The sequence below is a fragment of the Microbacterium sp. NPDC058021 genome (assembly GCF_042885955.1).
Classification (GTDB): domain Bacteria; phylum Actinomycetota; class Actinomycetes; order Actinomycetales; family Microbacteriaceae; genus Microbacterium.
This window is the reverse complement of sequence record NZ_JBHVRF010000005.1, coordinates 276,715-289,268: the sequence shown is the minus strand read 5'-3', so window position 1 is coordinate 289,268 and position 12,554 is coordinate 276,715. Positions and strand designations below refer to the sequence as shown.

Below are 12,554 nucleotides of genomic sequence, written 5' to 3'. Positions count from 1 at the left end.
AATGACGAGCACGTTGGAAGGCGCACCGCGCCCCACCACCCTTCCGCCGCGGCAGGCAGCGCTCATGAGCTCTTCCCGCGTCGAGCAGAAGGGCAACCTGATCGTCAAGTGGATCACCTCCACTGACCACAAGACCATCGGGTACATGTACCTGATCGCGTCGGTGCTGTTCTTCCTGCTCGGCGGTGTGATGGCGCTGATCATCCGTGCGGAGCTCTTCGAGCCCGGCATGCAGGTGGTGCCCACCAAGGAGCAGTACAACCAGCTGTTCACGATGCACGGCACGATCATGCTGCTGATGTTCGCGACGCCGCTGTTCGCCGGCTTCGCCAACGCGATCCTGCCGCTGCAGATCGGCGCCCCCGACGTGGCGTTCCCGCGTCTGAACGCGTTCGCCTTCTGGCTGTTCCTGTTCGGCTCGCTCATCGCGATCTCCGGCTTCCTCACCCCGCAGGGCGCGGCCGCCTTCGGCTGGTTCGCGTATCAGCCGCTGGCCAACGCGACGTTCTCACCCGGCGCCGGTGGCAACCTCTGGATGCTCGGCCTCGGCATGAGCGGTTTCGGCACCATCCTCGGTGCGGTGAACTTCATCACCACCATCATCACGATGCGTGCCCCGGGTATGACGATGTGGCGCATGCCGATCTTCACCTGGAACACGCTCATCACGAGCATCCTGATCCTGATGGCGTTCCCCGTGCTCGCCGCCGCGATCCTCTCGGCCGCCTCCGACCGCGTGCTGGGCTCGCACATCTTCGACCCGCAGAACGGCGGCGTGCTGCTGTGGCAGCACCTGTTCTGGTTCTTCGGTCACCCCGAGGTGTACATCATCGCGCTGCCGTTCTTCGGCATCGTGTCCGAGATCTTCCCGGTGTTCAGCCGCAAGCCGATCTTCGGGTACAAGACCCTCGTGTACGCGACCATCGCGATCGCTGCGCTGTCGGTGGCGGTGTGGGCGCACCACATGTACGTCACGGGTGCCGTGCTGCTGCCCTTCTTCGCCCTGATGACCATGCTCATCGCCGTGCCGACAGGGGTGAAGATCTTCAACTGGATCGGCACGATGTGGCGAGGGTCGATCACGTTCGAGACCCCGATGGTCTTCGCCCTCGGCTTCCTCGTCTCGTTCGTCTTCGGTGGTCTCACCGGCGTGATCCTCGCGTCGCCGCCGCTGGACTTCCACCTGTCCGACTCGTACTTCGTGGTGGCGCACTTCCACTACGTGGTGTTCGGCACCGTCGTGTTCGCGATGTTCGCCGGCTTCTACTTCTGGTGGCCGAAGTGGACGGGGCGGATGCTGAACGAGCGGCTCGGCTACGTGCACTTCTGGATGCTGTTCATCGGCTTCCACATGACCTTCCTCGTCCAGCACTGGCTGGGTGTCGACGGCATGGTGCGCCGCTACGCCGACTACTCCGAAGCCGACGGATGGACCTGGGGCAACCAGCTCTCCACCGTGGGTGCGATCATCCTCGGCGCCTCGATGCTGCCGTTCTTCCTGAACGTCTGGATCACCTCCCGCAAGGCTGCGACCGTCATGGTCAACGACCCGTGGGGCTACGGCGGCTCGCTCGAGTGGGCGACCAGCTGCCCGCCGCCGCGTCACAACTTCACGTCGATCCCGCGCATCCGCAGTGAGCGCCCTGCCTTCGACCTGAACCACCCCGAGGCCGCCGTGCCCGTGGGTGTCGGGCCGGCCAAGGACGCTCCCGATGCCCCGGTCGTCGACGTCGCCGAAGGAGAGGTGAAGTAAGTTGAAGACCAACGTCAACCTGTGGTGGATCCTCGGCGTCTTCTTCCTGATCGTCGCGGTCGTCTACACGTGGTGGAACATCATCGCCCACCCCGAACTGGAGTGGGTCCACGCGATCGAGTGGGTCGGCACCGTCGCCCTGTTCTTCTCGGTGTTCATGTCCGGCCTCATCGGCTTCTACGTCGACCGCGTGCACAAGGCGCAGGGCGGGGAGCTCCCCGAGGACATCCTGACGGCGGACATCGACGACGGCGACCCCGAGATGGGCGAGTTCAGCCCGTGGTCGTGGTGGCCGCTCGTGCTGGCCTTCTCCGCGGCTCTGGCCATCATCGGCCTCGCGGTCGGCACGTTCATGATCCCGATCGGCCTGGGCGTGTTCGTCATCGCGATCGTCGGCTGGGTGTTCGAGTACTACCGCGGATACTTCGCCCGCTGATCCGATGCCGGCTCGCTTGAGAGCCGCCGCCGTTTCGAACGTCGGCGAGTTCCGCAGGATCAACCAGGATGCCGCGTTCGCGGCATCCTGGGCTGCGGGCGTCGCCGACGGTGTCGGCGGCGGCCCGGCCGGAGATCTGGCCTCGGCAGCACTCGTGCACCGGGTGACCTCCGGCCGCCCCGCGATGCGCGACGCCGAGCAGCTGGGCGCTCGCCTCCGCTGGGCAAACTGGGATCTCGCCGCCCACACCCGACGGGATCCCGCGCTGGAGGGCATGGCGACGACGTACACCGGACTCTGGTTCACCCAGGCCGGGATGCTCCTGCTCGCCCACACCGGCGACTCGCGTGCCTACCTGCTGCGCGACGGCGTGCTGAGCCGCCAGACCCGCGACGATTCGCTGGTGCAGGCGATGGTGGACCAGGGCCTGTTGAGTCCCGAAGAGGCCGCCGTACACCCGCGCCGCAATGTCATCACCGCGTCGCTGGGTGGGCACGAGGAAGACGGCGTGGCCGTCGCCGAGCTGCAACCCCGCCTCGGTGACCGGTGGCTGCTGTGCAGCGACGGCATCAGCGATTACGTGCCGCATGACGAGCTCGAGCGGCTGCTGCAGCTCGCTCCGTCACCCGAGCGGGCCGCCGATTGGGTCGTGCGTGTCGCGCTCGACGCCGGCACGCGTGACAACGCCACCGCCGTGGTCTGCGACATCGTCGAGGGCGAGCTGCTCGCCGACCTGCCGATGTTCGCCGGCGCCGCGGCCGAACGCTTCGTCGAGGGGCTCGAGAGCGCCTGAGACGGCTCCCGGTCGACTCAGCGCACCACCATCACCGACGGGTCGAAGGTGCGGGGGAGCGGGCCGTCGTCGTTCTCCAGCGGCTGCCCCTCACGACCCCAGTACTCGTACCCGCCGATCATCTCCCGCACTGTGAAGCCGGCCGCGGCGAATTCACGCGCACCCCTCGCGCCGCCGTTGCATCCAGGGCTCCAGCAGTAGACCACCACGGGCACGGCAGGGTCGAGCTCCGCCGGTGCGCGGTGGGCGATGTCGCGGTGCGGGATGTGCACGGCGCCCGGGATGCGTCCCTGCGCCCATGCTCCGACGCCTCTCACGTCGACGAGCACGAAGGCGTCGCCGGCCTGCTGCGCGGCGTACACGTCTGCGGGGTCGGTCTCGTGGCGGAGCTTGGCGGTGAAGAAGTCGAGCGCATCGGTCATGACGTCACGCTAGAAGGGGGAGTGGTGCCTCGGCGAGGCGGCAGCGGTCACGCAGCGGCGGAATCCTGCCGAGCGGACATGACGAAGGCCCCGGCGGAATCCGCCGGGGCCTTCGTCATGCAGGAAGGACTCAGTCCTTCGAGGTCTTCTTCTCGTCGCCCTCGTCGGGGATGATCACGTTCGAGGGGCGGTTGGCCGTCTCGGTGCGGTGACCGTCGTCGATCGGGTGCAGCGGAGCATCCGGAACGCCGGCACGCTCGTGCGCGCCGCGCAGCTCGGCTGCCTCCTCCTCGGCCATGTGCTCCAGCGAGTGGTGCTGGTGCGCCAGGGCGGCGTCGAGCTCCGTCTGCGTGAGCGGGGTGAGGCGGTCCTCGAAGAACCAGCGCGACAGCGAAGCCCGCAGGTTCTGGTGCCACGGGATGCGTCCCTTGGCGTTGGGGCGGACCACGAGGGGGGCCTCGGTCTCGGTCGGGATGAGCTTGACGCGCTCGTACTCGTCGACCGGCTGGTGGACCTCGATGTATTCGCCGCCGGGGAGGCGGACGATGCGACCGGACTCGTAGCCGTGCAGCACGATCTCGCGGTCCTTCTTCTGGAGCGCGATGCAGATGCGCTTCGTGACGAAGTAGGCGATCACGGGGCCCAGGATCAGCAGCGCCTGCAGGGCGTGGATGACACCCTCCATGGTGAGCCAGAAGTGCGTGGCGATGATGTCGGACGAAGCCGCGGCCCACAGCACCGCGTAGAACGTGACGCCGGCCGCGCCGATGGCGGTGCGGGTGGCGGCGTTGCGCGGACGCTGAGCGATGTGGTGCTCGCGCTTGTCGCCGGTGATCCACGCCTCGATGAACGGGTAGATCAGGACGAGCACGATGAACACACCGATGACGCCCAGGGGCAGCAGGATGTTCCACGACCAGGTGTGGTCGAGGAAGACCGTCTCCAGGTGCGGGGGGACCAGGCGCAGCGCGCCGTCGGCGAAGCCGATGTACCAGTCGGGCTGGGTGCCCGCCGACACCGGCGACGGGTCGTAGGGGCCGTAGTTCCAGATCGGGTTGATCGTGAACAGCGACGCGATCAGCACGAGCACGCCGAAGGTGATGAAGAAGAAGCCACCCATCTTCGACATGTAGACCGGCATCATCGGGTAGCCCACGACGTTGCTGTTCGTGCGGCCGGGGCCGGCGAACTGCGTGTGCTTGTTGACGATCATGAGCATGAGGTGCACGACCAGCAGTGCCACGAGGATCGCGGGCAGTAGCAGGATGTGCAGGGTGTAGAGGCGCCCGACGATGTCGGTGCCGGGGAACTCGCCGCCGAAGAGGAGGAACGAGATCCACGTGCCCACAAGGGGGATGCCCTTGACCATGCCGTCGATGATGCGAAGACCGTTGCCGGAGAGCAGGTCGTCGGGGAGCGAGTAGCCGGTGAAGCCCTCACCCATCGCGAGGATGAACAGCACGAAGCCGATCACCCAGTTCAGCTCACGCGGCTTGCGGAATGCGCCGGTGAAGAACACGCGCAGCATGTGCACGCCGATGCCGGCGACGAACACCAGCGCCGCCCAGTGGTGGATCTGACGAACCAGCAGGCCACCGCGGATGTCGAACGAGATCCGCAGCGTGGATTCCATGGCCGCGGACATCGGGATGCCGCGCATGGGCTCGTAAGCGCCGTAGTAGTGCGTCTCGACCATCGACGCCTGGAAGAAGAACGTCAGGAACGTGCCGGACAGCAGCACGACGACGAAGCTCCACAGGGCGATCTCACCGAGCATGAACGACCAGTGGTCGGGGAAGATCTTGCGTCCGAGCTCCTTGACGAAGCCCGAGATGCTGGTGCGCTCATCGATGTAGTTGGCCGCACCCGCGACGAACTTCCCGCCGAGCGGCTTCTCGTTGGACGACGACTTCGATTCCTCGGTCGTCGCCTCGTTGACAGTTGCGGTGCTCAATGGCGCTCCCAGAAACTCGGGCCGACCGGCTCGGTGAAGTCGCTGCGTGCGACGAGGTAGCCCTCGTCATCAACGGTGATGGGCAGCTGAGGCAGCGGGCGGGCTGCGGGTCCGAAGATGACCGCGGCGCCGTCCGAGACGTCGAACTGCGACTGGTGGCAGGGGCACAGCAGGTGGTGCGTCTGCTGCTCGTAAAGAGCCACCGGGCAGCCGACGTGCGTGCAGACCTTGGAGTACGCGACGATGCCGTCGTACGACCAGTCCTTGCGGTCCTCGGCTTCCTTCAGCTGCTCGGGGAGCAGCCGCACGGCCAGCACGATCGCCTTCGCCTTCTCCTCGAGGTAGCCGTCGTGGTGGCTGAGCGAGGCGAGCGACTCGGGGATGACCTGCACGACCGAGCCGAGGGTGAGGTCGGCGGCACGGATCGGCAGACCGCTGGGGTCGTGCGCGAGACGCTCGCCTTCCTTCCACATGGTGTGGCTGAGGAGGTACACCGGGTCGCCGGCGTGCGGGTGCTCCGGCGTGCTCTCCGGTGCCAGGCCGCGGAACAGCGTGACGCCGGGGATCACCGATGCCACGAGCGCGGCGAACAGCGAGTTGCGGATCATCGTGCGGCGCCCGAAACCGGACTCCTCGTTCGCGTCGCGGAAGCCCTGCACAGCGGCCTCACGAGTCGCGTCACGACCGCGGGTCGCGTGGCGGGGCTCGATGAACTCCTTGTCGGACATGATGGCCTTCGACCAGTGGATCGCACCGATGCCGATGGCCAGCAACGCGAGCGCGATGCCGAGTCCGATGAACATGTTGTTGTTGCGGATGTCGACGATCCGCCCGCTCTCGATCGGGAAGATCATGTAGGCGGCGACCGCCCAGATGCTTCCCGCGAGCGACAGGTAGAACAGCGTGTAGACCGTACGCACGGCGCGCTTCATCGCCGCCGGGTCCGAATCCGTCACACGCGCGCGATGCGGCGGCAGACCCGGATTCTTCACGGGGTCGGATACCGCGACTGCGAGCCCCGGGGAAGGCTTCCATGAAGCCCTCTCGTGCTCGAGCGCGTCGTCCTCGTGTGTCATGGTGCTCCTCGTACGTTCCGTAATGCTGTGTCAGTGATCGATCAGTTCGACTTCGCCGTGATCCACACGGTGAGGGCGATGAGGCTGCCGATACCGAAGATCCAGATGAACAGACCCTCCGAAACCGGGCCGAGGGAGCCGAGCGAGAATCCGCCGGGCGACTCGGTGTTCTGCATGTAGAGCAGCGCGGAGATGATGTCGCGCTTCTCTTCGGTGGTGAGGGTCAAGTCGTTGAAGACGGGCATGTTCTGCGGGCCGGTGACCATCGCGGCGTACATGTGCAGCGCGCTGGTGTTGGTCAGAGCCGGGGCGTACTTGCCTTCGGTGAGGGCACCACCGGCGGCGGCCACGTTGTGGCACATCGCGCAGTTGATGCGGAAGAGCTCGGCACCGGCGGAGACATCGCCCTCGCCGTCGAGCACGTGGGCGTCGGGGAACGACGGGCCGGGGGACACCGACTGGGTGAAGGCCGCGAGCGCGTCGATCTGCTCCTGCGTGAACTGCACGGGCTTCTGCGGTGCCTGGGGTCCCTGCATCTGCAGCGGCATGCGGCCGGTGGAGACCTGGAACTCGACCGAGAGCTCGCCGACGCCGTAGAGCGACGGGCCGTTCTCGGTGCCCTGCAGGTCGAGACCGTGGCAGGTGGCGCAGTTGGCCTGGAAGAGCTTCTTGCCGTCTTCGACGGTGAGTGCCGAAGCGACCGTCTGGGGCTCGGAGGCGGCAACGGCGGCGGAGGCGCCGGCGTAGACGCCGCCGGTCACCAGCAGTCCGATGCCGATCAGGGCGGCCGCGGCCCAGGGGCTACGGCGTCCGTTCGAGCGGCGGGGGGTGTGTCGTGCCATGTCGGGTTTCAGCTCCGCTCTCAGCTAACGAAGGGCAGCAGGTAGATGACGGCGAACAGCACGATCCAGACGACGTCGACGAAGTGCCAGTAGTACGAGACCACGATCGCCGTGGTCATCTCCTTGCGGCCGAAGTTCTTGACCGCGAAGGCGCGGCCGATGACCATGAGGAACGCGATGAGGCCGCCGGTCACGTGCAGGGCGTGGAAACCGGTGGTGATGTAGAACGCGGAAGCGTACGAGTCGGCGCTGATCGGCAGGCCCTCGGCGACGAGCGTTGCGTACTCCCAGACCTGGCCCGAGACGAACACGGCGCCCATGAAGAAGGTGAGGAAGAGCCACTCGACCATGCCCCACTTGCGCACGTTCCAGATGCTTCCGGTGCGGTACGGCTGGAACCGCTCTGCGGCGAAGACACCGGCCTGGCAGGTCACGGAGGACAGGATCAGGATCAGCGTGTTGATCGTCGCGAAGGGCACGTTCAGCAGCTCGGAACGCTCCGCGAACAGCTCAGGAGAGGTGCTGCGCAGCGTGAAGAAGATCGCGAACAGGCCGGCGAAGAACATGACTTCGCTGCCGAGCCAGACGATGGTGCCGACAGCGACGGGGTCCGGTCGCTTGACCGACCGCATGGCCTGGGGATAGGTCGTTGGAGAGCTCGTCACACATTCATTATGGCTGAAAGTTGGCCGTGATTTTCGCATCAGGCCGCCGGTAATCGCCTTCATGTTGGTTAGGGCACCCTAAGTGCTGGTCGAGAATCTGCAGGTTGGCCAGCGATAGGATCGTTCGTCATGGCTGAGCTCACTTCGTGGCCCGAAATCCTCACGACACTCCTCGATGCGCGCGATCTCAGCGTGTCGGAGTCGACCTGGGCGATGCGGCAGGTGATGTCGGGCTCCGCCACCCCCTCGCAACTCGCCGGATTCCTGGTCGCGCTGCGCGCCAAGGGGGAGACGATCGACGAGATCGTCGGGTTCCGCGACGCCATCCTCGAGGCCGCCGTTCCGCTGCCGGTGCCGGCGGACGTCCTCGACATCGTCGGCACGGGAGGCGACCGCTTCGGCACGGTCAACGTCTCGACGATGTCGGCCATCGTCGCTGCGGCATCCGGGGTCCCGGTCGTCAAGCACGGCAACAAGGCCGCCAGCTCCAAGTCGGGCTCGTCCGATGTGCTCCGCGCCCTCGGGGTCGATCTCGCGCTCTCGCCCGAGGCTGTGGCCGAGACGCTGCGGCGCACCGGCATCACGTTCGCGTTCGCATCGGCGTTCCACCCGGGTTTCCGCCACGCGGGGCCCACGCGCGGCGAACTGGGCGTTCCGACGGTCTTCAATTTCCTCGGCCCGCTCTGCAACCCGGCCCGTGCCGAGGCCAACGCCGTCGGAGTCGCCCACCTCGACCGCGTCCCGCTCATCACCGGGGTGTTCCGGACGCGGGGCGCGACGGCGCTGGTGTTCCGCGGCGACGACGGGCTGGACGAGCTCACCACGACCGGCCACAGCCGGATGTGGGAGATCAGCCTGGGCGACATGCACGAGCACGACATCGATCCGCGCGACCTCGGCATCCCCTTCGCCGATATCGGGGATCTGCTGGGCGGTGAGCCCGAGCACAACGCGGAGATCGTACGGCGGGTGCTGGACGGCGAGACCGGGCCGGTGCGCGACATCGTGCTGCTGAACACGGCAGCCGGGATCGTCGCCTACCGGTTGTCGCAGGATCCGGCGCAGGCGCAGCGCCCCATCCTGGAGCGCCTCGCCGAAGCGAAGGATGCCGCGGCGGCGACGATCGACCGCGGCGCGGCGGCGGCGACGCTGGCCTCGTGGGTTGAGGCGACCCAGCAGCTGGGCGGCTGATCTTCCGCGCGATTGTTATTCACGGCGGGCCACTGCTGCGCCGGGAGTGCTCCGCGCTAGGTTGAGACCACTATCAGCGATCTCAAGGAGCGACATCTCATGTCGGAAGCACCGGCCACCACGGCCGACACCATTGAACCCCCCGTACGCAAGGTGGGCCTCATCAAGGCTGCCGGCATCATCGGCATCCTCGGCGGCATCGCCCTGATCATCGTCGGAATCGTGGTCTGGGTGATGGTTTCGTCGCAGCTGCGCGCCGAGAACATCACCGTCCCCGATGACGCCATGGCCTTCCAGGGTCAGACCGTCGCCGGCCCCTTCACCGCGTTCGTGCAGGCGGACATCATCCAGGAGCACGCGCTGGCCTCGTCCGACGGCAAGACGTACGCCGAGCTGGACAAGGAAGACCCGGTGCGCGCCACCATGATGAACGCGTCGTTCCTCCGGGCGTCGCTGTTCACCTCGGTCGTCTCGTTCGGCGTCGCCGCCTTCGCGATGGGCGTCGGCATCCTCTCGATCGTCTTCGGATGGGCGATCCACCGGCTCGCCTCGGTGCCGGTCGTCGTGAAGCGGTCGACGATCACCACCTCCTGATAGAACAGGCCCGCACCACTACGGTGCGGGCCTGTTCTTTCTCATGCCCATGCATCCCCTCGACGCCCTCAGCGAGATCGCGACCCTGCTGGAGCGGGAGCGCGCCTCGCGATACCGGTCCAAGGCCTTCCGCGCCGCCGCGGCGGCGATCGAGGGCCTTTCCGATTCCGAACTGCGCGATGCCGCGGCGCTGCGACGCCGAAAGGGCATCGGCGACTCGACCTTCGCCGTCATCCAGCAGGCGCTGGCCGGCGACGTCCCGGCCTACCTCGCCGAGCTGCGTGAGAGCGCGGGTGTCGCCCTCGTGGGCTCGACACTCCGGGCGCAGCTGCGCGGCGATCTGCACAGCCACTCGGACTGGTCCGACGGCTACACCCCCATCGACCTGATGGTGGCGGCGGCCCGCGCCCTCGGCCACGAGTACCTCGCCCTGACCGATCACTCGCCGCGGCTGCGGGTGGCCCGAGGCCTCTCGCCCGAGCGGCTGCGGGAGCAGCTCGAGCTGGTCCCCGGATTCTCCGGCGACGGCTTCACGCTCCTCAGTGGCATCGAGGCCGACATCCTCGACGACGGCGCCCTCGACCAGGAGGAAGACCTGCTCGCGCGGCTCGACGTCGTCGTGGCATCGGCGCACTCGAAGCTGCGCATGGAACGCCGGCCCATGACCCGCCGGCTCGTGACAGCCGTGTCGAACCCGCACGTGGACGTGCTGGGACACGTGACCGGGCGGCTGGTCGAAGGCTCGCGCGGCACCCGCCCGCCGTCGCAGTTCGACGCCGCCGACGTCTTCGCCGCCTGCGCGCAGCACGGGGTGGCGGTGGAGATCAATTCGCGGCCAGAGCGACAGGATCCGCCCGATGAACTCATCGCGCTCGCCCTCGAGGCCGGATGCCTGTTCGCCATCGACTCCGATGCGCACGCGCCGGGGCAGCTGTCGCTGCTGGACCACGGCGCCGCACGCGCGGAGCGGGCGGGAGTGCCGCCGGAGCGGATCGTGACGACCTGGCCGCTCGCGCGGCTGCGGGAGTGGACGGGGCGCCGGCGCTGACCCGCGCGGGCATCACACACACCTTTCCGGTTGGGACACCACGCGTTGCGGTGCGTCTGGACCGGGAAGTGGTTTCTCAGCCGCGGGCGGTCAGCGCGTCCAGTGCCCGCTTCATCGATGTCCCCAGTCCCCAGCGCTCGGCGAACTCTTCCGCGGCGGTGCGCGCAGCGGCATCCGGTGCTCGCAGTCGGGACGCCGGCGGCGCGATGTCGAGGTCGGTGACCACGGCCACGACGGTCGGCGCGACGGCGAGGTAGTCGCGGGCGGCGAGGATCTTGGCACGCGCCGACGCGGCGATGCCCTCGCCGGATTCCGCGGCGGCGAGGATGCCGGCGAGGTCGCCGTGCGTCGCCAGCAGCGAGGCCGCGGTCTTCTCGCCGACACCGAGGACCCCCGGCAGGCCGTCGGAGGTGTCACCGCGCATCGTGGCGAAGTCGGCGTACTGCGCGGGCAGCACCCCGTACTTGGCGACGACGGTGGCATCGGTCACGACATCGAGGTTGCTCATGCCGCGCGCCGTGTAGATCACGCGCACGTCGCGCGCGTCGTCGACGAGCTGGAACAGGTCGCGGTCGCCCGTGACGATGTCGACGGGCACCGTCGCGCGCGTCGCGAGGGTGCCGATGACGTCGTCCGCCTCGTGGTCGGCACGGCCCACGACGGCGATGTCGAGCAGCGCGAGCGCCTCGCGGATGACGGGGATCTGCGCCTGGAGCGGCTCGGGAACCACCTCGACGTCGGAGCCGCCGGGCACGACCTCCGCGACACGGTGGGTCTTGTAGGTGGGGATGAGATCGACCCGCCACTGCGGGCGCCAGTCGTCGTCCCAGCACGCGATCAGATCGCTCGGCTCGTAGGTCGTGACGAGCTTGGCGATGATGTCGAGCAGCCCGCGCACGGCGTTGACCGGCGTGCCGTCGGGGGAGCGCACACTGTCGGGCACGCCGTAGAAGGCGCGGAAGTACAGCGAAGCGGTGTCCAGGAGCATGAGGCGGTCGGTCACGCGTTCATCCTGCCACTCGGAGCGATCAGCAGCCCGGTCCGGTCGGGTCTTCGAGGCAGGTGCGGTCGACGAGCGCCGTGTGCACTTCGACCACGCGCACGCCGTAGCCGCCCGCGGTGGCCTCGACGAAACCGGGGACGTCCCGCCACGCGCCGGTGCCGAAGTCGACGGATGCCGCGTAGCGCACCGTGACCGCGGCGCCGTAGGTGCCCCGCTCGCCGTAGGCGTGGCTCGTCGGGGTGGGGGTGAACTGCGCCTGGCCGAGCGCGGGCCAGGTGGCGCCGCCCGTCGTGGATGTGCGGCCGGCGCCGTCGCCGTAGTGGAAGACGTACTGGGCGGGGGTGAACCGCACCACCACCGGAAGGCCGAACAGCTCGCCCGCGATGTGCTGCTCGGTCGCCGCGGCGACGAAGTTCGCCGGCATCCCGACGACGGCCACGCCGTCGGGCTCACCCGTGATGCTCGGACGCGCGGGTGTGAAGGAGGCGAGGTCGGCGAGGGTGACCTCCGGCAGCATCCACACCTCGTAATTGCCACGACAGCCGACGACCGGGTTGCATTCCTCGTCCGCGCCCGGGAGGGGCAGGTCGAGCTGCGGGCCGCGGCCCGAGCCCCGGTCGCTCCCGCCACCGCTGCCGCCGGGGACCGTGGTCCCCGCGCCGATCTCGATGGATGAGCCGGTGTTGCCGATGTCGCAGTTGCCGCCCCAACTGCCGATCTGACATGGGTCCGGCGCATTTGAAACGACGGCTCCCAGTGCGGCGAGAAGCGCCATGG

13 protein-coding genes are annotated in these 12,554 nt (G+C 68.1%); 6 read left to right on the top strand and 7 right to left on the bottom strand.

Translation table 11 applies throughout. The features are described 5' to 3' along the window. Position 1: 1 nt before the first annotated feature. Genes ctaD through ACFVR6_RS12695 form a run of 3 tightly spaced genes read left to right on the top strand, consistent with a single transcriptional unit; the run spans position 2 to position 2,982 of the window. Complete coding sequence (ctaD, locus tag ACFVR6_RS12705) at positions 2–1,753, top strand: aa3-type cytochrome oxidase subunit I (RefSeq protein WP_386963538.1); 1,752 nt, start codon at positions 2–4, stop codon at positions 1,751–1,753. Position 1,754: 1 nt separating this feature from the next. After that, on the top strand, positions 1,755–2,189 hold the full coding sequence (locus ACFVR6_RS12700; RefSeq protein ID WP_386963536.1) for a cytochrome c oxidase subunit 4: 435 nt from the start codon (positions 1,755–1,757) through the stop codon (positions 2,187–2,189). 4 nt (positions 2,190–2,193) lie between these two features. Beyond that, positions 2,194–2,982 (top strand): PP2C family protein-serine/threonine phosphatase, encoded by a 789-nt coding sequence (locus ACFVR6_RS12695; RefSeq protein ID WP_386963534.1) that lies wholly within the window; start codon positions 2,194–2,196, stop codon positions 2,980–2,982. 17 nt (positions 2,983–2,999) lie between these two features. Here ACFVR6_RS12695 and ACFVR6_RS12690 read toward each other — a convergent pair whose 3' ends face one another. The 5 genes from ACFVR6_RS12690 to ACFVR6_RS12670 form a co-directional block, all read right to left on the bottom strand. Further along, on the bottom strand, positions 3,000–3,404 hold the full coding sequence (locus tag ACFVR6_RS12690; protein WP_386963532.1) for a rhodanese-like domain-containing protein: 405 nt from the start codon (positions 3,402–3,404) through the stop codon (positions 3,000–3,002). Between the two features lie 130 nt (positions 3,405–3,534). Then, positions 3,535–5,358: a cytochrome bc1 complex cytochrome b subunit gene (locus ACFVR6_RS12685; protein ID WP_386963530.1), complete on the bottom strand. Its 1,824-nt coding sequence runs from the start codon at positions 5,356–5,358 to the stop codon at positions 3,535–3,537. Continuing rightward, positions 5,355–6,434, bottom strand: a complete 1,080-nt coding sequence (locus ACFVR6_RS12680) for a cytochrome bc1 complex Rieske iron-sulfur subunit (RefSeq protein ID WP_386963528.1) — start codon at positions 6,432–6,434, stop codon at positions 5,355–5,357. The genes ACFVR6_RS12685 and ACFVR6_RS12680 overlap by 4 nt, the downstream gene beginning before the upstream one ends. Positions 6,435–6,475: 41 nt before the next feature. Beyond that, on the bottom strand, positions 6,476–7,276 hold the full coding sequence (locus tag ACFVR6_RS12675; RefSeq protein ID WP_386963526.1) for a cytochrome bc1 complex diheme cytochrome c subunit: 801 nt from the start codon (positions 7,274–7,276) through the stop codon (positions 6,476–6,478). A gap of 20 nt (positions 7,277–7,296) precedes the next feature. Beyond that, positions 7,297–7,908 (bottom strand): aa3-type cytochrome oxidase subunit III, encoded by a 612-nt coding sequence (locus tag ACFVR6_RS12670; RefSeq protein ID WP_386963808.1) that lies wholly within the window; start codon positions 7,906–7,908, stop codon positions 7,297–7,299. 162 nt (positions 7,909–8,070) lie between these two features. On the opposite strand from ACFVR6_RS12670, the gene trpD reads away from it, so the two are divergent. The 3 genes from trpD (at position 8,071) to ACFVR6_RS12655 (ending at position 10,774) form a co-directional block, all read left to right on the top strand. Then, the gene (trpD, locus tag ACFVR6_RS12665; protein WP_386963524.1) at positions 8,071–9,132 is read left to right on the top strand and encodes an anthranilate phosphoribosyltransferase; all 1,062 of its coding nucleotides are present in this window, start codon (positions 8,071–8,073) and stop codon (positions 9,130–9,132) included. A 99-nt stretch (positions 9,133–9,231) separates the two neighbouring features. Then, complete coding sequence (locus tag ACFVR6_RS12660) at positions 9,232–9,726, top strand: aromatic ring-opening dioxygenase LigA (protein WP_386963522.1); 495 nt, start codon at positions 9,232–9,234, stop codon at positions 9,724–9,726. Positions 9,727–9,775: 49 nt separating this feature from the next. Then, positions 9,776–10,774, top strand: coding sequence for a PHP domain-containing protein (locus ACFVR6_RS12655; protein WP_386963806.1), 999 nt, complete (start codon positions 9,776–9,778; stop codon positions 10,772–10,774). Positions 10,775–10,850: 76 nt separating this feature from the next. Here the strand turns inward: ACFVR6_RS12655 and ACFVR6_RS12650 are convergent, their stop codons facing one another. Continuing rightward, positions 10,851–11,777 carry a 5'-3' exonuclease gene (locus ACFVR6_RS12650; RefSeq protein ID WP_386963520.1) on the bottom strand — a complete coding sequence of 309 codons (927 nt, stop codon included), beginning with the start codon at positions 11,775–11,777 and terminating at the stop codon, positions 10,851–10,853. 25 nt (positions 11,778–11,802) lie between these two features. Beyond that, complete coding sequence (locus ACFVR6_RS12645; protein WP_386963518.1) at positions 11,803–12,552, bottom strand: hypothetical protein; 750 nt, start codon at positions 12,550–12,552, stop codon at positions 11,803–11,805. Positions 12,553–12,554 lie beyond the last annotated feature (2 nt).